The 20,073-nt window shown below is 29.6% G+C and carries 14 protein-coding genes; 3 read left to right on the top strand and 11 right to left on the bottom strand.

Going from position 1 to position 20,073, the window contains the following annotated elements:
* Window positions 1-168: 168 nt before the first annotated feature.
* From G6N05_RS09415 to G6N05_RS09405, 3 genes are all read right to left on the bottom strand, one after another.
* A complete protein-coding gene (locus G6N05_RS09415) occupies window positions 169-2,433 on the bottom strand; it encodes an aconitate hydratase (RefSeq protein WP_166127567.1) in 2,265 nt (754 codons plus the stop codon).
* A 126-nt stretch (window positions 2,434-2,559) separates the two neighbouring features.
* Window positions 2,560-5,331 carry a bifunctional aconitate hydratase 2/2-methylisocitrate dehydratase gene (locus G6N05_RS09410; protein WP_166127993.1) on the bottom strand — a complete coding sequence of 924 codons (2,772 nt, stop codon included), beginning with the start codon at window positions 5,329-5,331 and terminating at the stop codon, window positions 2,560-2,562.
* 456 nt (window positions 5,332-5,787) lie between these two features.
* Window positions 5,788-6,888, bottom strand: coding sequence for an acyltransferase family protein (locus G6N05_RS09405; protein WP_166127562.1), 1,101 nt, complete (start codon window positions 6,886-6,888; stop codon window positions 5,788-5,790).
* A 31-nt stretch (window positions 6,889-6,919) separates the two neighbouring features.
* Here G6N05_RS09405 and G6N05_RS09400 point away from each other — a divergent pair, with 31 nt between their 5' ends.
* Window positions 6,920-8,053, top strand: a complete 1,134-nt coding sequence (locus G6N05_RS09400; RefSeq protein ID WP_166127558.1) for a hypothetical protein — start codon at window positions 6,920-6,922, stop codon at window positions 8,051-8,053.
* Here the strand turns inward: G6N05_RS09400 and G6N05_RS09395 are convergent.
* From G6N05_RS09395 to G6N05_RS09360, 8 genes are all read right to left on the bottom strand, one after another.
* On the bottom strand, window positions 8,046-8,735 hold the full coding sequence (locus tag G6N05_RS09395; protein WP_166127554.1) for a carboxylesterase family protein: 690 nt from the start codon (window positions 8,733-8,735) through the stop codon (window positions 8,046-8,048). The two genes, G6N05_RS09400 and G6N05_RS09395, sit on opposite strands and share 8 nt — an antisense overlap.
* A gap of 63 nt (window positions 8,736-8,798) precedes the next feature.
* Entirely contained in the window at window positions 8,799-10,010 is a 1,212-nt protein-coding gene (locus tag G6N05_RS09390; protein WP_166127550.1) for a PKD domain-containing protein, read from the bottom strand.
* A 102-nt stretch (window positions 10,011-10,112) separates the two neighbouring features.
* A complete protein-coding gene (locus tag G6N05_RS09385) occupies window positions 10,113-10,760 on the bottom strand; it encodes a T9SS type A sorting domain-containing protein (RefSeq protein ID WP_166127547.1) in 648 nt (215 codons plus the stop codon).
* A gap of 931 nt (window positions 10,761-11,691) precedes the next feature.
* A complete protein-coding gene (locus G6N05_RS09380; protein WP_166127544.1) occupies window positions 11,692-13,458 on the bottom strand; it encodes a tetratricopeptide repeat protein in 1,767 nt (588 codons plus the stop codon).
* Between the two features lie 57 nt (window positions 13,459-13,515).
* The gene (locus G6N05_RS09375; protein WP_166127540.1) at window positions 13,516-14,469 is read right to left on the bottom strand and encodes an AAA family ATPase; all 954 of its coding nucleotides are present in this window, start codon (window positions 14,467-14,469) and stop codon (window positions 13,516-13,518) included.
* Window positions 14,470-14,512: 43 nt separating this feature from the next.
* On the bottom strand, window positions 14,513-15,895 hold the full coding sequence (locus G6N05_RS09370) for a peptidylprolyl isomerase (RefSeq protein ID WP_225875148.1): 1,383 nt from the start codon (window positions 15,893-15,895) through the stop codon (window positions 14,513-14,515).
* The gene (locus G6N05_RS09365; protein ID WP_166127536.1) at window positions 15,855-16,703 is read right to left on the bottom strand and encodes a peptidylprolyl isomerase; all 849 of its coding nucleotides are present in this window, start codon (window positions 16,701-16,703) and stop codon (window positions 15,855-15,857) included. The genes G6N05_RS09370 and G6N05_RS09365 overlap by 41 nt, the downstream gene beginning before the upstream one ends.
* Window positions 16,704-16,710: 7 nt before the next feature.
* On the bottom strand, window positions 16,711-18,678 hold the full coding sequence (locus G6N05_RS09360) for a peptidylprolyl isomerase (protein WP_166127532.1): 1,968 nt from the start codon (window positions 18,676-18,678) through the stop codon (window positions 16,711-16,713).
* A gap of 311 nt (window positions 18,679-18,989) precedes the next feature.
* On the opposite strand from G6N05_RS09360, the gene G6N05_RS09355 reads away from it, so the two are divergent.
* Together G6N05_RS09355 and G6N05_RS09350 are read left to right on the top strand one after the other, a co-directional pair.
* Window positions 18,990-19,193: a hypothetical protein gene (locus tag G6N05_RS09355; RefSeq protein WP_166127518.1), complete on the top strand. Its 204-nt coding sequence runs from the start codon at window positions 18,990-18,992 to the stop codon at window positions 19,191-19,193.
* 184 nt (window positions 19,194-19,377) lie between these two features.
* The gene (locus G6N05_RS09350; RefSeq protein WP_166127515.1) at window positions 19,378-20,070 is read left to right on the top strand and encodes a hypothetical protein; all 693 of its coding nucleotides are present in this window, start codon (window positions 19,378-19,380) and stop codon (window positions 20,068-20,070) included.
* Window positions 20,071-20,073 lie beyond the last annotated feature (3 nt).

Here is a 20,073-nt window from a genome sequence, read left to right as displayed (position 1 = left end):
TTCTCACACAAATGTAGAAAAAACAAATAAAGTAAGGTAAATCTTAATTTTTATTTAACTTTTTAATTCTCTTTTATAATTTCATCTTATAATATTCACAAAAAAACTCCAAGCTTCACACTTGGAGTTTATTATTGCTATTGACAATTCGACAAGCTCAGTGTGACATTAAACTTTTCCAGCAGCAATTAAATTTAAAGCCGAACCAGCAACAAACCAACCAATTTGGCTTTCGTTGTAGGTATGATTTGCTAAAATGATATCTTTTGTACCATCTGCATGGACAAACTCTAGTGTTAAAGGTTTTCCTGGTGCAAATTCTGTTAAATCTAAGAAATTGATGATATCGTCTTCTTGTATTTTATTGTAATCTGCTTCGTTGGCAAAGGTTAAGCCTAACATGCCTTGTTTTTTCAAGTTGGTTTCGTGAATACGTGCAAATGATTTTACCAAAACCGCAACTACACCTAAGAAACGTGGCTCCATTGCTGCATGCTCACGTGAAGAACCTTCCCCATAATTGTGATCACCCACAACTACAGAAGGAATTCCAGCTGCTTTATAGACTCTTGCCACATTAGGAACTTCACTATATTCACCCGTCAATTGGTTTTTAACCGAATTGGTTTTTCCGTTAAAAGCATTTTCTGCACCAATTAACATATTGTTAGAAATATTATCTAAATGTCCACGGAAACGTAACCATGGTCCTGCCATAGAAATATGATCGGTTGTACATTTTCCGAAGGCTTTAATCAACAATTTCGCACCTTCGATATTTTTTCCATCCCAAGGTGCAAATGGCGCTAACAATTGTAATCTGTCTGAAGTTGGAGAAACTACAACCTCAACTGTAGAACCATCTTCAGCTGGCGCTTGGAAACCTGCATCTTTCACATCGAAACCTTTAGTGGGCAATTCATCTCCTTTTGGTGGGTTTAATTTTACTTCTTCGCCACTATCACTCAATAAAGTATCTGTCAATGGATTGAAATCTAAACGACCAGAAATTGCAATTGCTGCTACCATTTCTGGAGAAGTTACAAACGCGTGTGTATTTGGGTTTCCATCAGCTCTTTTAGAAAAATTACGGTTAAACGAGTGAATGATGGTGTTTTTCTCTTGTTTGTCAGCTCCTGCTCTGTCCCATTGTCCGATACATGGTCCGCATGCATTAGTAAAGACTTTCGTTCCCATTTTTTCGAAAGTGGCGATAATTCCGTCTCTTTCGATTGTATATCTAATTTGTTCTGAACCTGGATTGATTCCGAATTCCGCTTTTGGTGTAATTCCGTGCGCAACGGCTTGTTCCACAATTGATGCTGCTCGACTCATATCTTCATAAGAAGAATTCGTACAAGAACCAATTAATCCCCATTCTACTTTTATTGGCCATCCGTTTTGAGCGGCTTCCTCTTTCATTTTAGAAACTGGCGTTCCTTTATCTGGCGTAAATGGTCCGTTAATATGTGGTTCTAATTCTGATAAGTTAATTTCAATTAGTTGATCGAAATAGTTTTCTGGATTGGCATATACATCTGCATCACCTGTTAAATAATCAGCAACTTTATCTGCTGCATTTACCACATCTTGACGACCAGTTGCTGCTAAATATCTTCTCATCGAATCATCGTAACCAAAAGTAGAAGTTGTGGCTCCAATTTCTGCACCCATATTACAAATCGTACCTTTTCCTGTGCAAGACATAGAAATAGCACCTTCACCAAAATATTCTACAACAGCTCCAGTTCCACCTTTTACAGTTAAGATATCTGCAACTTTTAGGATAACGTCTTTCGGAGACGTCCAACCGTTTAATTTCCCTGTTAATTTTACACCGATTAATTTCGGAAACTTCAATTCCCAAGACATTCCAGACATGACATCAACGGCATCTGCACCACCAACACCGATGGCTAGCATTCCTAAACCACCTGCATTTACAGTGTGAGAATCGGTACCAATCATCATTCCGCCAGGAAAAGCATAATTTTCTAAAACGATTTGGTGAATAATTCCAGAACCTGGTTTCCAGAACCCAATTCCGTATTTATTGGAAACTGACGAAAGAAAATCGAAAACTTCTTTAGATTGTTTATTCGCGAAAGCTAAATCTTCCACAGCACCAGATTTGGCTTGAATTAAGTGATCACAATGTACTGTTGTAGGAACGGCAACTGTTTTTTTACCAGCATGCATAAATTGCAATAAGGCCATTTGAGCGGTTGCATCTTGGCACGCCACTCTATCCGGAGCAAAATCCACATAATCTACACCTCTTGTGAAAGTGGTTGTTGGTGTTTTTTCCCAAAGATGAGAATATAAAATTTTCTCCGTTAAGGTAAGTGGTCTGCCAACTAATTCGCGAGCTTTATCTACTCGCTCTACAATAGTTGCATAAACTTTTTCAATCATTTTTATATCGAATGCCATAGTATTTATTTTATGTTGTTTGTTTGAATTTAATCATCACAATTTACAAAAAATAAAGAAGCTATAAAAGAAAAAGCCCGAGTTTATGACTCGGGTTTTTCAAAATATGATTGGCTAACTATTTGATTAGTTAACCAATAGTTTATGAGAAGGCGCAAATTTAGTTAAATTAATACCTTCAACCGCTTTTTTATATTCTTCAATAGTTGGTGTTCTACCTAAGATGGTTGACAACACTACAACTGGCGTAGAAGAAAGTAATGATTCTCCTTTTTTCTCAGCTGTATCTTCCACCACTCTTCCTTGGAACAAACGTGTTGATGTTGCCATAACCGTATCTCCTTTAGAAGCTTTTTCTTGGTTACCCATACAAAGGTTACAACCTGGACGTTCTAAATATAACATGTTTTCGTATTCTGTACGAGCGGCACCTTTTGGAGCGTTATCGTCAAATTCGAAACCAGAATATCTTTGTAAAACTTCCCAATCACCTTCTGCTTTTAATTCGTCTACGATATTGTATGTTGGTGGTGCGACAACTAACGGTGCATTAAATTTAACTTCTCCGTTTTGCGCTTCCACATTTTTAAGCATTTGCGCTAAGATTTTCATATCACCTTTATGCACCATACAAGAACCGATAAATCCTAAATCTACTTTTTTATCACCTCCGTAGAAAGATAAAGGTCTTATTGTGTCGTGTGTGTATCTTTTAGAAACGTCTTTGTTATTTACATCTGGATCAGCAATCATAGGTTCGTTAATCACATCTAAATCAATTTCAACCTCAGCATAATATTTGGCATTGGCATCTGGAGTTAAAGCTGGTTTTTCACCTGATTTAATTTCAGCGATTCTTTTATTTGCTTTATTGATTAATCCTTGAAGAACTTGTGTTTTGTTGTCCATTCCTTTATCAATCATGATTTGGATTCTTCCTTTCGCAATTTCTAAAGATTCCACTAAAGTATCATCTTCAGAAATACAAATTGAAGCTTTGGCTTTCATTTCCGCTGTCCAATCTGTAAATGTAAAGGCTTGATCCGCAGTAAGTGTTCCTAAATGCACTTCAATAATTCTTCCTTGGAAAACATTTTCTCCACCAAATTTATGTAACATTTGGGCTTGAGTTGCGTGAACCACATCACGGAAATCCATATAACTTGCCATTTGTCCTTTGAAAGTTACTTTTACAGATTCAGGAATTGGCATTGAAGCTTCTCCGGTTGCAAGAGCTAAAGCAACTGTTCCAGAGTCAGCACCGAATGCAACACCTTTCGACATTCTTGTATGTGAGTCACCACCAATAATGATAGCCCATTCGTCAATTACAATATCGTTAAGTACTTTATGAATTACGTCGGTCATGGCGTGATATTGCCCTTTTGGATCACGAGCAGTAATTAAACCGAAATCATTCATGAATTTCATCAATTTTGGAATGTTGGCTTGCGCTTTTTTATCCCAAACAGAAGCCGTATGACAACCAGATTGGTATGCACCGTCAACGATTGGTGAAATAACTGTAGCTGCCATAGATTCTAATTCTTGAGCAGTCATTAATCCTGTTGTATCTTGAGAGCCAACGATATTAACTTCTACACGAACATCAGAACCAGCGTGTAATGCTTTTTTAGAGATTGTTCCTACCGAATTTCTGTTGAAGATTTTCTCCACAGCAGTAAGACCTTGTCCTTCAATTGAAACTTCTTTTGAAGGTGCGTAAACTAGAGGTGCTTCAATTCCTAAAGTCTTAGCCGCAAAAGTTTGAATTTTTTTACCGAAAACAATCGCATAAGAACCACCAGCTTTGATGAATTCCATTTTCTGAGGCGTGAAAGCTTTAGAAATGTCAATTAATTCTTGGTCTCCGTTATATAATTTTTTTGATTTTGTATTAATCGTAAGAACCGTTCCTGTTGCTACAGAATACGTTTCTTCTAAAACTGGATCACCACTTTCGTTACGAACAACTTCTCCGTTAGCGTCTGTCTTTTTTACCCAGTTTTTCAAGTCTAAACCAATTCCACCAGTAACATCAACAGTTGTTAGGAAAATTGGAGAAATTCCGTTTGTTCCTGCAACGATTGGCATAAAGTTTACAAATGGCACATATGGACTTGCTTGTTTACCTGTCCAAAGTGCTACGTTATTTACACCTGACATACGAGATGAACCAACTCCCATTGTACCTCTTTCTGCAATTAACATTACAGATTTGTCTGGATGTTGTGCTTGTAAAGCTTTGATTTCGTCTTGAGCTTGAGGTGTAATCATACATTTACCGTGCAATTCACGATCTGAACGTGAGTGAGCTTGGTTACCTGGAGAAAGTAAATCTGTAGAAATATCTCCTTCACCAGCGATAAAAGTAACGACTTTAATTTCTTCTGCTACTTCTGGAAGTTTTGTAAAAAATTCTGCTTTAGCATAGCTTTCTAAAATATCTCTAGCTACTTCATTATTACTTTCAAATGCAGCTTTCAAACGATCCATATCGGCATCGTATAGATACACTTGAGTTTTAAGAACTTTAGCAGCAGCCGTAGCAATAGCGCTATCATTTCCTAAAGCTAAATCTAGTAATACTCCAATTGAAGGACCACCTTTCATATGTGATAATAATTCGAAAGCGAATTCAGGAGTAATTTCATTTACCACTTCTTCACCAAGAATAATCTCTTTTAAAAAATTTGCTTTCTCAGTAGCGGCACTTGTTGTACCTGGCAACGTATTGTAGATAAAAAATTGAAGAGAATCTTCTCTGTTTTCGTTATTTACCTCTTTAATTTGAGTTATAATTTCGCTTAATAATTCAGCGCTATCAATTGGTTTTGGGTGAAGACCTTGACCTTTACGCTCTTCAATTTCCTTAATATATTCTTTATAAAGATGCATTTCCATATCGAATTCTATATTATAAATTTGTTAATTTGTTTGTACTTTTTTCTAAAGTGGTACAAATTTAAATAATTCTTTTTGGATTAAAAAATTTATAACAAAAAACGATATTAATAAAATTATTATTTGTAATTATTCTATTTTACTGAATTTAATTCAAAAATAGACGTATTAAATAGTGTTTCTTTAAGAATTCTTAATTTTGATAATTTATACTACGAATTTCGAAAAAAACAATAGGGTATTTTATCATATTAGCAAATTTCAGACTTTGCCAAGTTCTTAATTTGTTTATCCAAATACCAATTTTTAAAATAAAAATAAGTTGAAATTGCGATTAAAGTAGTTGCTAGTATAATTTCCATAAGATTATAATTCAAATAAAGCTTCTTTGAGATGCTTTTCTAAATTCATTTACGGTAATTAGACACGTTTGGATTTTTTTTATTAAAACTACCTTCTGTTCATAATCGGTTTTTCTACAAAACGGTACAGTAAATAAGAAAAAAAAGTTACTAAAAACAAATAAATTAGAAGTAATAACAAAGAAGAAATTCCTTGTAGAAAATTTTCTTTTAATAATTTAAACAAAACCGTAATTAAACTGAAATGCACTAAAAACATCCCATAAGACAACTTACTTATCCAATTTATAAGTTTAGCCATCCAATTATTACAATATTCCCAATGGATAAAAACAGGTAAAGCTAATGCAAAAGTTATGGATGAAAAAGTAAAATAAAACACTAAAAAATACTTTGGATTTGAAATAATATCAATACTCAAAACGTTCAATGCTACAAATTGTAAGAAAAACAAATGAAGCGCTAAGATGAACAAATACACTTTTATATTTTTCAACTTATCCATATAAAAATAATGAATCCAAGCCACTACAAAACCAATCAAAATACTATCTATTCTATATAATACAATAGATTTCACTTGCTCATTCCACATATTCATATCCGAAATAAAGTGATTTTTATAAAACCAAAATCGCATCAAATGAAAAAAGAAAATTAGCCCAACACTTGTCCATAAAAAGCCTAATTTCTTATCCTTGCTTATTTTGTAGGTGAACCAAAAAACAAAAGGTATAATTAAATAGGTCCATTGTAAAATACTCAAACTCCAAGATTCTGGAAAAAAAGAAATTTGATAATCTGTAAGATTTTGTAAAAAAAAGAAATACTGCCAAGCATCTTTTAGTATATAACCAAAACTAATTCCCAAAATAACATTGAGAATTAAAACCACATAATAATTGGGCAATGTTCTTAGCCATCTTCTTTTCAAAAAAGCTACAATCGAAATATAATTTAAAGAATTCGTGAGATACATTTTAAGAATAATTGTACCGATTAGAAATCCGCTCAACACAAAAAACAATTCTATTCCAGCAAAACCTAATAATCCAGTTAATGAAGCAAGGAATGGATTTGAATTGTCAATTAAAAAATACGCATAGGAAAACACAATCATGCTAATAGCAATTGCACGAACAGCATCTAAACCAAAGATTCTTTCCTTATTTTGTATTTCTTTATTCATTTCTGCTATTTTTGTGTTTTAATTCGAATAGATGTTCCAAAAATCAAAGATATACAAATATATAGGCTTTAGCTTACTGCTTTCCACACTTTTTGGAACAGTCATTTATTCGCAATTATCGAATAGACATAAGGCCATTATCAAAACACAATTTTTCCATATAACAGGCTTATTAAATGGAGATTGGTTGGTTTACAACCATGCTGGTTTATATCAAATGGAATCGCCAACCTTTTTAATTGATGGCATTTACAAATCTATGGAAGGTCCGAAAGCATCTAGATACGTACAACTAAATCAGAAAAAAGAAGTACTTTGGATAACCGGTTTTGAAATAAAAGCTTTCGATGCAGATACGAATAAAGAAGTATCAAATGATTTTATTTGTCATATGAATGTGGATCTCAACGATATGATTTATTATGAAAATTTTGGTTTGAAAAACAGAATCGGAAAACAGTATCCAAGATTAACTTCGTTATCTCACGGTTTAGAAAAATTTGATTTTCCAAAAGGATTTGCTGTACCGGTGCATGGTAATGATTTTTTGTATGTCACCACTCAAACCTTAAATCATAATATCCCAGTAATTAATAAAAAAATAAAACACGAAGTAGCTATTGCTTACGAAGAGGATTCGGAAAAATTAAAACCTTTATTGAGTAAAACTGCATATATTCAATTGCCTTTCAATGCATTTAATCCTTACAAACAACCTTTAGATCCTGGAAGCAATCAATGTATTCCTGTTGAAACGAAAAATCACACGTATACAAATGCTAGTGGTGAAAAATTATCTGGGCATTGGAAAATACCTTTAGGAGAAATTTCATATAGAAGTTCCATTGATGCGCATTTGGCCTTAGACCAACCTATGCGTTTGCATTTTGCTGCTCCACATGTTCATCCTTTTGCAACATCGATTGGTATTTTTGATAAAACTACTGGAAAAATGTTATTTAATTGTCCGATCAAAAATCATAAAAAAACCATTGGTTTAGATAAAATTTCTGTTTTTAGTTCTGAATCTGGGATCTGGTTATATCCAAACCATAATTATGAAATGGTTATAACTTGCCATAATACTTCTAATGAAGAGCAAGATATGATGGGAAGTATGTTTTTATTTTTCTACGATAAAGAATTGGACGAAAAAATTAATTAGTCTTTTTGTATTTAAACATCCAATCGTACATGGCATTTTGATGGAATAAATTTTCAACATTACCGTGATTTCCTCCTTTTATGATGGTTAAAGTCGCATCAGCATTTGGATTGCATTTTTTAATGGCGTCATATACTTTTTTCGATTCGGACATTTTTACGATATAATCTTTATCGCCATGCTGAATCCACATAGGAACTTTAGCTAGATTACAACCATCAGAAACATTTCCACCACCGCAAATAGCAACTGCTGCTGTGACTCTATCTGGATATTTACCAACAAAATGCATCGTTCCATAACCACCTAAACTCATTCCACAAACATAAACGCGTTTTAAATCCGTTTGATAGGTATTTTGAACATACGTAAGAATTTCTAAAACTATATCTGGATTCCAGTTTCCTGAAGCAATTTGGGGCGCAATAACAATCGCATTTATTTTTCTTCCTTTATCCATCGCTCTTAATACACCATAGCGTTTCACTCTGGTTAAATCAGTACCAGAAAGACTTTTTCCGTGTAAAAAAATTAAAACTGGTGGGTTTTCTTCTTTAGTGTCTGATTTTGGAATTTGCAACCAAAACGGGTACGTTGTTTTCCCAATTATAGTATGTAACTTTTCTTCTGGTTGCTGGAAGGCGAATAAAAACAGTATAAACAGTGCGCTTAATCTTTTCATTTATGGTAAATTTTTAACAACAGAAATGTTGCTAAGGTGATTTTACAAAGTTAAAAAAGTAATTTATTTTTTAATCACTTTGTAACTGTCATTATTAATTTTAACAATATAAACACCTGCAGCATAACCGCTTAAATCAATAGCTAAATCATTTTCAGTTTTTACAAATTTTGCAATTTGCTGACCAACAGAATTATACACTACTCCATTAAATGAAAGTTCACTCTTAATATAAAACATAGAATCTGTTATGGTAGGAAACAGAGTCACATCTTTAGGAATAAATGTATCCGAATTTAACACATTTACTACAAAATTTTTCGTGAAAACTTCAGAACAACCATTTCTAGTCACTGTTAAGGTTACCGTTTTTGGACCTAATTCTGTATAAAAATGTTGTGGATTAACATCGGATGAAGTTGCTCCATCTCCAAAATCCCAGAGTAATGAAGTGAAATTTGTGGATAAATTGGTAAAATTGACGATATTATCCGTTTGTGCAGCACTGAACTCGGCATGGAGATCAAAAGTATTAATTCGCCATAAAACTTTGTTATTCAAGACAACATTGTCAGCTATTCCTTGGAAATAAGTTGCATTGGACACAGAAACTCCACCATTAAATGCTACTCCAGAAACAGGTTCTTGAAAAATGGTACAAAACATGGCACAAGCCACTAGATAAGAACCATTTAAATTAGGATGCACATCACCATAGGAATTATGAAGCAATAAATCTTGTTGAGCTGTATAGTGGTTTCTTGCACATTCTCCAGCTGCCACTAGAGGAATTTGCATACCATCTGCCAATTTCGTTATAGAATCTTTAATTCTAGTTTGGGTTGTAAAATAGTTGTTATAGGTTGTTTCCGAAGCGATACCATTTGAGATTTCGTATAAAAAAATTTTCGAACAAGGACTATATTTTTTAATAGAGTCTTGCAGTTTATTTCCTCTGGCAGCAGTTGTATTTACTGGCCAAGAAACTCCACCAGATTCAGATGTTCCAGGTTGTAAAACCACAATATCCCAAACATTATTTTTGAAAAGATTGTAAACATTATTATCTACATGATGATTGACGAAACCGGTTCCACCAGGTGCGTAAAATTCGACATCTACGTTTTTACCTTTTTCGTTGGCAATGGATTCAAATAATATGGGCATATCGTTAAAATAAGTCATGCTATTTCCAACAAATAAGACTTTCTTTTGTACTTGGGCATTGGAGAATACAACGGCAAGTAACAATACTAGTAGGTAGTTATTTTTCATATTTTATTTTTTTATGTAAAAAAATACACTCTAAAGAAATTATAATAATTATTATTTTGATAAAAGCCGTACCATTATTACTACTAAGATACGGCTAAAAAATTAATTAACTAAAACTTTATACATTATTTTTTTATTATCCGAATAGTATGTAAAAAAATACAATCCTGATTTAAAATTAGTAACATCAACTTTTATTGTATTAGTATTTTCATAATTATTAAATGCAATTTCTTTACCAAGTATATTATAAATAGACAAATTCACTTGAGATTGTAAGTTTTTAAAATTACATTCAACAAAATCACTTGAAGGATTTGAGTTTGAAAAACTATATTCATTTTTATCAAAAAAACTTTCATTGTACAATGCAAAAACTAAATTTATCCGAGCATTATACGCAAAGCCTTGTCCCATATTAAAATGAACAAAAGTATAATTCGCTACATTAGAATTTTGCAACACTACATCAAAAAAACCATTCGCAGGTATAGTTACATCTTGATTAAAATCTACATCATTAGATATTGAAGTCATCATACCTTGCATACCAGAAACATTTGTAATTGTAAAAGGCAAATTATTGGTGAATCTAATTACATCACCTACAGCAACATTTCTATTCAATTGAAATAAATCACCGTTTGCCATACCATTATTAATATTTAAAATTATGGTACTTGAAAAACCTGAATAATTTGTAATTAATAATAGAAATAACATTTTCGCAAAAGTTAGTTTTGTTTTCATAAAAATTTAATTAAATTGTTAAAAATTATTTTTTGTTATTTTGCAAATATTAAAAAAACAAATAAATTACTTCATTTTGTTCCGTTTCAAAAATGTTACATATTTAATTCTCCTTATTTACAAGCAATTACAAATATTTCTAAATTGATAAAATTATATTCGAAACCGTAAAACATTTATTTTTTATATTAATTTTAACCCGTTGGGTGTAATTAGTTTATGATGATAATTTTTCGTCAATTCGAGTAATTTTCGTTAGAAAATTGTATCGAGAATAAAAAAAGTTTCATTAAAAACTTGTTCTCAATACATTTTTTGTTTCTTTTCATTACACAAAAAACACTCGAACTGACGTTTTTAATACTTACACCGAACGGGTTAATTTTATTTTTTCTAAAACATTATTATATACAAAAAAATGAGCTCGGTAAATAACCAAACTCATTTCGCTTCAAAATTAAAAATTAAATAAACTTAGGGTTGATTTGGGATTTTCTATTTTTTTAAATTACATTATAATACTATAATGAATATATGTTTTATATAAATAATTATCAATTCAAAAATATTTATATATTTAAAAAAAAAGGAAAATTTAATGTTACAAAAACGTTTCATTTAAATTCACATCATAATTAACAGATATCATCTCAATTTGTTCTGTTAATTATTCATTATTCCAAAGTAGTTAAATGAAATTCTTTAGATTTTATCAAATAATTAAACTGATATTTCCAAACTCATAAATAAACTTGATTATTTAAAAAAGAAAGTAGAAGTTTTTCTTAAGAAAAAATAACAACAATAGAAACATCTAGGTCTATAGTTTCTATAAATATATAAAAATTGATGTACACGAAACTTATTTAGTTTTGAAACACAACTTATTAATTATAAAATGTTTTAAACTAAATAAAGAGTTTAATAAAATCTAATTAAAATCTTTTACTAATTTTTCTAAATCTTTTTTATTAAATACTTGTGTTTTTTTACAAACTCTATGCAAAGTAACTCTAACACTACTTTCAGAAATACCTAAAATTGTAGACATTTGCTTAGTTGTTAATCCTAATTTCATCAAAGCTAAATACCTAATCTCAGAAGGTGTTAAATCGATATAACTATTTTTTAATGATGATAAAAAACTTGAATGTACTTTTTCAAATTTAATTTGAAATTCTTCCCAATCTTCAAGTGTTAATATTGCTTTTTTCTTAATTTCATTTACAATAGTATTTTTTTCAGAAGATTGATTTTCTAATAATTCAATAATTTTATTTTGCTCAATTAATTTTTCGGTAAAGTTATTTAAATTTTTTAATGCTATTTCTTTTTCTTTACTTAAAAAATCTAATTTCAATTCATGTATATGTTTTTCTTTTTTATAATTTCTTCTTTGATAAAAATAAGAACTAATAAGAATTATAGAAATAAAAATTAAACAAATTAATATAAAATATAACTTGAAATTTTGTTCAAGGTGCTGTTGTTTTAAAACTTGCTCTTTTATTCTGTTTTTATGTAAACTGTTCTTTTGCTCAGATCTTGTTAATATTAAATTATTATATTGAATATTTAGTTTATCCCTTGCAATCAAATTTGAATCTAAATAAATTAAGGCTAAATTATTATTTTTAAGTCTTCTATAACAGTTACTATACGAAAAATATAAATCTTTCATCAAAACTTCTTTCATACCAGTATCGTCTTCAACTGTTTTTAAAATTCTTTCAGCCTCTTGTAATTTTTTTTTCGCATTTAAAACATCACCTTGCTCAATTAAAACATTTGATAAATCGACTAAAGAAGAAGATGCTCCAATATTATCTTTATATTTTAATGACATTTCAATAGACTCAGAAATTAATTTATGGGCACTATTGTAATCTTTCTTCAAATAATAAACATAACCTAAATTTCCATTTGCAATACCATTCCACTCATCTCCATTATCTTCATTTAAAATTTTTTCTAAATAATATGTAGCAGAGTCTATTTTTCTTATATCACAATAACTATAACTAAGATTGATAATAATCTTATTAACGATACTTTTTTTTATATTTTTTCTGGAATTTGGAATAGCTTTTTTATAATAATGTATGGCTTTTTTATAATCCTTAAAAAAGAAATGAGCTGAAGCGATAGCTTGATAACATACTGCCTTATTATTACAATCAATTAAATTAGAACTTGATAGTTCTTTTTCTAAATCAAAATAAGTTTCAAAGGCTAATTCATAATTTTTCAAGATTAACCAATAAATTTTTGATTTAATTAATATTACTCTTGCTTTTAGGTCAAATAAATTATAATCATTAGCTTTTTTTATAAGCAAATCTAATTGCTTAATAATTGGTGGGGTATTTTTCTTATAGTTATTTTTGTTGTTCTTGATTTCGATTAACATCTTATTTTTTAGTAATTCAAAATCAATTTCTAACTCTAATTCTTTTACATTTTTATTTATGGCAAATTTTTTGATTTTATAACATTCATTTTTAAATAAAGATTTATCTTTAGAAGTGTTAAGCTTTTTTATTAAAGCTTCAAATTTAATCTTATTAACTATATTTTTTTCAGTCAATAAAAATTGATATTGAGAAAATCCAAAAGAAAAATTCAATAAAAAGAAAAATATAAAATAAACAAAAGTATGTTTAGAATTGAATTTACAAATTTTTAATTTAAAAAACATACTAAAATTTATTTTAAGAAATAAAAAAACTCAAAAAAAGTATAAAAGATTAAATCTTTAAAATAATTTTCTAATAATATCTTCTTCAGAAATTCCTTCAGCGTCTGCTTTGTAGTTTTTTACGATTCTGTGACGTAAAATTCCGAAAGCAACGGCTTGAACATCTTCAATATCTGGAGAAAATTTTCCGTTAATAGCTGCATTTGTTTTTGCAGCTAGAATTAAACTTTGTGAAGCACGTGGACCAGCACCCCAATCTAAATAATTTTTAACAAAATCTGTAGCTAACGGATTATTTGGACGTGTTTTAGAAACTAAAGTTACAGCATATTCAATAACATTATCTGTAACAGGAATTTTTCTAATTAAGTTTTGATATTCTATAATTTCTTCAGCAGAAAATAATGGATTAACAGTCACTTTAATATCAGAAGTTGTAGCTTTTACAACTTGAACTTCTTCTTCAAATGTTGGATAATCTAAATTTATGGCGAACATAAAACGGTCTAATTGCGCTTCTGGCAACGGATATGTTCCTTCTTGTTCAATTGGATTTTGTGTTGCTAATACGAAAAAAGGCAAATCTAATTTAAAACTTTGTCCGGCAACTGTAACCGATTTTTCTTGCATCGCTTCTAATAAAGCGGCTTGCGTTTTTGGTGGTGTTCTGTTGATCTCATCTGCTAAAATAATATTAGAGAAAATTGGTCCTTTTATAAATTTAAAATTACGCGTTTCATCTAAAATCTCACTTCCTAAAATATCTGAAGGCATTAAATCTGGCGTAAATTGAATACGTTTAAAATTTAATCCTAATGCTTCAGAAATTGTGTTTACCATTAAGGTTTTTGCTAATCCTGGCACACCAACTAAAAGTGCATGTCCGCCAGAAAAAATACTCAACACAATTTGATTGACTACTTCATCTTGACCTACAATAACTTTAGCAATTTCTTGTTTCAACTGCTTTTGTTTTTGGACTAATTTTTCAATTGCTGCTACGTCTGACATGTTTTTTTTAAGATAAAAGGTAAAAGTAAAAAGATAAAAGTAATTATTTTTTTAACCAATTATTACTGAAAGCACAATCTTTATAATCGCCACTTACTTTAATATAGTTTTTTTCGATATTTTCTTTTCTCCAGTTTTCAATTTCATTGAATTGTTTGTCTGAAAGCGCTAATTCTTTAATTTTCATATAATCTGTACCAAAATCCGCTTTATGCTCTTCTGTTTTTTTATTTACTTTAAGAATTTTAAAGAATTTACCACCTTGTCTTTCTTGATCTAAAAATACTTTTGAAACTTCTCCTTGTTTCAAATCGTTAATTTGATTATATAAAGCTGGATCTAATTTTGAAATTTCGAAACGAGGTTCAGAAGTACGAGGATTTAATAAAAGCCCACCATTTGTTCTTGTTTCTTTATCGTCTGAAGATGCTTTTGCTGCTGCTTCAAAAGTAATTTCTCCTTTTTCAATTTTAGATTTAATACTTTCCATTTTTTCTAACGCATCGCTAGTTGCTTTTGAAGTCACTTTTGGACTAATAATAATATGACGTAATTCGATATCTTGACCGATAATTTTTTCTACAAGAATGATATGGTATCCAAAATCAGTTTCAAAAGGTTCAGAAATTTCACCTTCATTTAAACGGAAAGCTACATCTTTAAACTCTTTTACAAACTGTGTTTTCTTATTAATTTTATAATACCCACCGTTTGAACTTGAACCTGGATCTTCAGAATAAATTACAGCTTTACTATAAAAACTTCCGCCATTATTGATAACATCGTTTCTTATTTCATTCAATTTATCAATAACTTTTTGCTTGTCCTCTTTTGTTACAACTGGCTTTACAACAATTTGTGACAATTCTATTTCTGCACTAATTGTAGGAACTTGATCTGCAGGAATTTTATTAAAAAATTGCTTTACTTCATCAGGAGTAACCGTAACATCATCAACAATTTTACGTTGCATTTGATTGGTTAATTTGTTCATTTTGATGATTTCGAAAAAATAACTTCTAAAATCTTGTTCGTCTTTTTTCTTGTAGTATTCGAACAATTTTTCTTTAGAACCAATTTGCTCAACCATTGTATTCATTTGGTTGTCCATAAAAGAATTTACTTCTTCATCTGTTACCACTATACTATCTTGAATGGCTTGGTGCGCATATAATTTATCTTCTAATTGCTTTCCTAATAATTCGCAACGAGTAATTTTCTCAGTATCAATGCCTTGAGATTTTAATTCTAAATACATTAAATCAATATCAGAATCTAATACGATATAATTACCAACAACAGCTGCAACACCATCTACTTTTTGTTTCTTTTGCGCAAAAGTTACTACTGAAAATAGTAAGAATGCGAATGCTAAAATGCTTTTTTTATTTGAAAATTTCGAAATCATTGTCTTTAATGGCGTCATTTGTTATTTCTGTTTGAATTTTATTTATTAAATCTGTTTTTCTTTTATTTAAAATAATTTGTTTGATAGTTGGCGAAATATAAGACAAAGGGACAATACTGTTTTTTTGTACCATATCTCTCACTTTTACTAACCAAATTGATGTTGAATCGGCATATTGATAGGATATTCCTACATCAATAAATTTTGCCATATTGTCTTGATTTACAAAAGGCAATCTTTCGTACACTTGATCAATATCAACCCAAATACTATCATTAAATGCGTAATCTTTAAACTGAATGGCTAATTTTTTTAAGTCATTTTTATCTTTCGATTTAAAACTTGAAAACTTAGCACTTATGCTTTTTAATTTATTATTTCCTTTTACCAAGCTGATGTATCTCAACTTCACTAACGGACTATTTGCTTTAAAATTGTTTTTGTTAGTGTTGTAATATTTTTCAATTTCTTCATTGGTGATTACGGTGTCTATTTTTGTAATTACCAATTGTTCCAAATAAGCTTTAGAATATAAATCCATTTTATATTGATCTATTAATCCGTCAAGCTCATTTTGCTTGTTTTTGTTGATGTTTTTATTAGCATTATTCATGAGCAATTGTTGAGTTGCCCATCTGTTAATAAAATCCTTTACAATTGCAATGCTATCTTTTTTTGGTGTACCAGCCGGAACTAAATTTTCTAAATCCGAAGGATACAAATATTCATTATTTACTCGGGCTATGGCATCTGCTTTATCCTTATTACTTTCTTTATTGCAAGAAAACAATAAAAGCAAACTGCATACACATCCGAATATTTTCATTCAAATTCTATTTTAATTGTTGTTTTGCTATTTCAAAAACGTCTTGATTAACTTTCACTGAAAATTCTTTTTTCAATTCGTCTACCCAAGTTGATTCTAAATATTGTTGATAATCGTTAATTACTCTGCTCTTACAATCCTCAAAAGATTTAGTTTCCGCAGCTTTCATATTTTTAACATTCACTACAAAACTATAATTTGCATCTTTATATGTATTATTTGCTCCTTTTGTGATTGTTGGAATTTTATCTAAAATATCATAGTTTTTTTCAAATAAGCCCGATTTTACCATAATGGCAACTTTATTATCTTTATTATATTTAGCTTTAATATCTTCAATCGATTTTCCTTTTTGAAGCATTTTTTGAGCAGCTTCCATAACTTTCGCATCCGTAGAAGATAAAACATCTACATCATATCTTTCTTTCCAATTGTATTTAGACTTATTAGTTTCGTAATATTTTTGTAAACCAATGGTGTCTGATTTAGATTTTGCCCAAATTTCTTTTTCCATTAAATCGAACAACAACAATCCATCTCTGTATTCGTCCATTACATTTTTAAATTCAGAAAATTCATTTTCTAAATTATCATTATAATAAGCAATTAATTGTTCTCCTTTCCAAGATTCATATAATTCTGCAACTAGTTTTTTAACTGGCTTAGTTGTTAATTTATTTTTTTGTTGTGAATGAATAAAGTTTACAAAAGAATTTGTTTCCACTTTTTTATTTTTATCAATCACTAAAACATCACCTTTAATTGTATTACTTTCTTTAGGAATTTCCCAAGTTTGACTATAAACAGCGTCGTTCACAATTTTTTCAACATTTTGATATTGAATTTTATTTGTTTCAACTGCGTATTTAGATTTCAACTTGTTTGCTAAAGTATTTGTAATAATTATAGAGCGCTCATCTCTTTTAATTTTAGACTCTAACTCTACTTTAGATTCGTCAAATGTTTTTACAGGATGTTTTTCAATTAATTTCACGATATGCCAACCAAAACCAGATTCAAATGGTTGAGAAATATTACCTTTGTTTACTAATGAAAAGGCTGTGTTTTCAAAAGCTTCAGAACTTAATTGTCCTGTTCCAAAACGTTGTAAAACTCCCCCTTTTGCAGCACTCGACTTATCTTCAGAGAACTGTGTTGCTAATGCTTCAAAACTTTCACCTTGCTGAATTTTTTTATAAATATCATCAATTGTTTGTTTTGCTTTTGCAGTTGTTTCTGCCGTTGCATCTGTTGGATTTAAAATCATTATATGCGCAACTGTAACTTCACCTTTATTATCTCTAACATCAGTTACTTTAATAATATGGTAACCAAAACGGGTTCTAACAGGATTTGAAATTTGACCAATTTTTGTTTTATATGCTGCACATTCAAACGGATAAACCATTCTGAAAGCTGAAAAATAACCTAAATTACCTTTATTATCAGCAACTGATGGATCTTGAGAATTTGCAATTGCAACCGTTTCAAAATTTTCACCTTTTTCGATTCTTTTCTTTAAATCTAAAGCCTTATTATAAAATGCTAATGTATCCGCACCTTTAATATTTTCGTCAAATGAAATTAAAATATGTGACGCTTTTACTTCTTTCAAGCTTCTATTGTAAGCTTCTTCAATTAATTGATTCGTAACTTTAGAATCATTTAAATATGTTTTTGAAAGTTGATTTCTATACGAACTCAACTCATTTTGATATTTAGAATTATTTTGCAATCCTAATTTATAAGCTTTGCTTACTTTTAATTTGTAACCAATAAATAAATCTAAATATTGATTTAGATCTTTTTGAGAATCATCCTTAACTAAATCTAAATTCTTAAGATAAATTCGTTTAAATTCATCTATTTTATAAGAATTATTATCAATTGTAAAAAGTACATCTTTAGAATTCTGAGCAAATGAATTAAAGCTAAAGGCTAAAAATAATGCTAAAAAAATGTTTTGTAATTTCATATGTTACTATTTATTTCTTTTTTTTGGTCATTATGGTATCGCTTGTTCTTATTTTGAGTCTGCAAAAGCAAACTCATTTTTATGAGCGATTACATTGTTTTCATCAGGTTTTGTTTGCAACAAGCAAAAATATGAAATGATTACAATTAAACAACTAATTGAAGATATATTAACTAAAATTTTAGAAATAGAATGCCTATATTTCGAATAAAAACACTTTTTTATTTAGTTTTTTAAATAAAACTTTCATTTTTAGTTTTTTTTCCTATTTTTGTTAATTCAATAAAGAACGCCCATAACCTAAACATAAAATGAAAAATAACCTACTTAAAGTATACTTGACAGTTTTCACAACTTTCATAAGTTTCTTAGCAACGGCTCAACCAGTTGATCCACCAGCAGATCCAGACCCACTTCCAGCTCCAATTAATGGTCAAATTATTTGGTTAGCGGTTGTAGGAATCGTTTTTGCATTCTATATTTTAAACAAAAAGAAAGTTTCTTTTACAAAATAAGAAGTCAAATTAAATGAAATAACAATACCTCTAAATAGCAACCCTAGCTATTTAGAGGTATTGTTATTTCATAAAATCTCAAATTCAATTTACAGATTTTATAAATTATGAAAAATAAACTATCTTTATAAAACTAACAACACATTTGAATTAGCAAGTTTTACAAAACAACTTTGATATCTAAATGATTAAAATTTTTCAGAATAACAAAAACACTATTAATATTCTAATACTAGTTTATTTCTTAAACTTAGTACTTTATAGTATTTGTTCTTTTTTAAAATTCACATCCGCAGAAACTATTTTTTGGTTTTCGAGAATTCCAATACTTCTAATATTATACTTATTTACAGGTAAGAACAACTTCATTTATATAACTTCCTTATTACTCTATCAATTAGCTTCATACTTATTTGCGAGTGGAAATCCAGACTTATTTATGTATGGCAGTATTTCTTCACTAGGTTATAAACTTCTTTTATTAATAATCTTAGTACCTTTAATCACAAAAGAAAATCGTTTAGCCATAAGTTTAGCCTGTTTACCTTTTTTTGTTTTATTTCTTTATATAATTGAATTGGTTTTACACTCGTTAGGAGACTCGTTTTATATTTGGATTTTAAATGCACTAATCACGTCAATCATTGGAGGTATTGCCATTATACATTTTAACAATAATTTTGATTTAAAAGGCTACTGGCTACTAATAAGTTCCATACTTTTTATCATTCAAATTGGCGCATTTTTCATCAACAAATTCTATATTAAAAGCGAATCTATTTACCAAATGGTTATCTTTTTTTATGGCTTATCACACTTTACGTTTTACAAATTCATGATATTAAAAGAACAAGAAAAGCTTAATATTTCTACATAAACA

Origin of the sequence: Flavobacterium bernardetii (genome assembly GCF_011305415.1) — a bacterium.
GTDB classification, from domain to species: Bacteria; Bacteroidota; Bacteroidia; order Flavobacteriales; family Flavobacteriaceae; genus Flavobacterium; species Flavobacterium bernardetii.
This window is presented reverse-complemented; position numbering and strand designations above follow the sequence as displayed.

Bases quoted from the DNA above. Each gene is read 5' to 3' on its own strand.
- G6N05_RS09380 (WP_166127544.1), bottom strand. From the start codon at position 13,458: ATGTTTTTTAAATTAAAAATTTGTAAATTCAATTCTAAACATACTTTT.
- G6N05_RS09415 (WP_166127567.1), bottom strand. From the start codon at position 2,433: ATGGCATTCGATATAAAAATGATTGAAAAAGTTTATGCAACTATTGTA.
- G6N05_RS09355 (WP_166127518.1), top strand. From the start codon at position 18,990: ATGAAAAATAACCTACTTAAAGTATACTTGACAGTTTTCACAACTTTC.
- G6N05_RS09390 (WP_166127550.1), bottom strand. From the start codon at position 10,010: ATGAAAAATAACTACCTACTAGTATTGTTACTTGCCGTTGTATTCTCC.
- G6N05_RS09350 (WP_166127515.1), top strand. From the start codon at position 19,378: ATGATTAAAATTTTTCAGAATAACAAAAACACTATTAATATTCTAATA.
- G6N05_RS09365 (WP_166127536.1), bottom strand. From the start codon at position 16,703: ATGAAAATATTCGGATGTGTATGCAGTTTGCTTTTATTGTTTTCTTGC.
- G6N05_RS09385 (WP_166127547.1), bottom strand. From the start codon at position 10,760: ATGAAAACAAAACTAACTTTTGCGAAAATGTTATTTCTATTATTAATT.
- G6N05_RS09375 (WP_166127540.1), bottom strand. From the start codon at position 14,469: ATGTCAGACGTAGCAGCAATTGAAAAATTAGTCCAAAAACAAAAGCAG.
- G6N05_RS09405 (WP_166127562.1), bottom strand. From the start codon at position 6,888: ATGAATAAAGAAATACAAAATAAGGAAAGAATCTTTGGTTTAGATGCT.
- G6N05_RS09410 (WP_166127993.1), bottom strand. From the start codon at position 5,331: ATGCATCTTTATAAAGAATATATTAAGGAAATTGAAGAGCGTAAAGGT.
- G6N05_RS09395 (WP_166127554.1), bottom strand. From the start codon at position 8,735: ATGAAAAGATTAAGCGCACTGTTTATACTGTTTTTATTCGCCTTCCAG.
- G6N05_RS09400 (WP_166127558.1), top strand. From the start codon at position 6,920: ATGTTCCAAAAATCAAAGATATACAAATATATAGGCTTTAGCTTACTG.
- G6N05_RS09370 (WP_225875148.1), bottom strand. From the start codon at position 15,895: ATGACGCCATTAAAGACAATGATTTCGAAATTTTCAAATAAAAAAAGC.
- G6N05_RS09360 (WP_166127532.1), bottom strand. From the start codon at position 18,678: ATGAAATTACAAAACATTTTTTTAGCATTATTTTTAGCCTTTAGCTTT.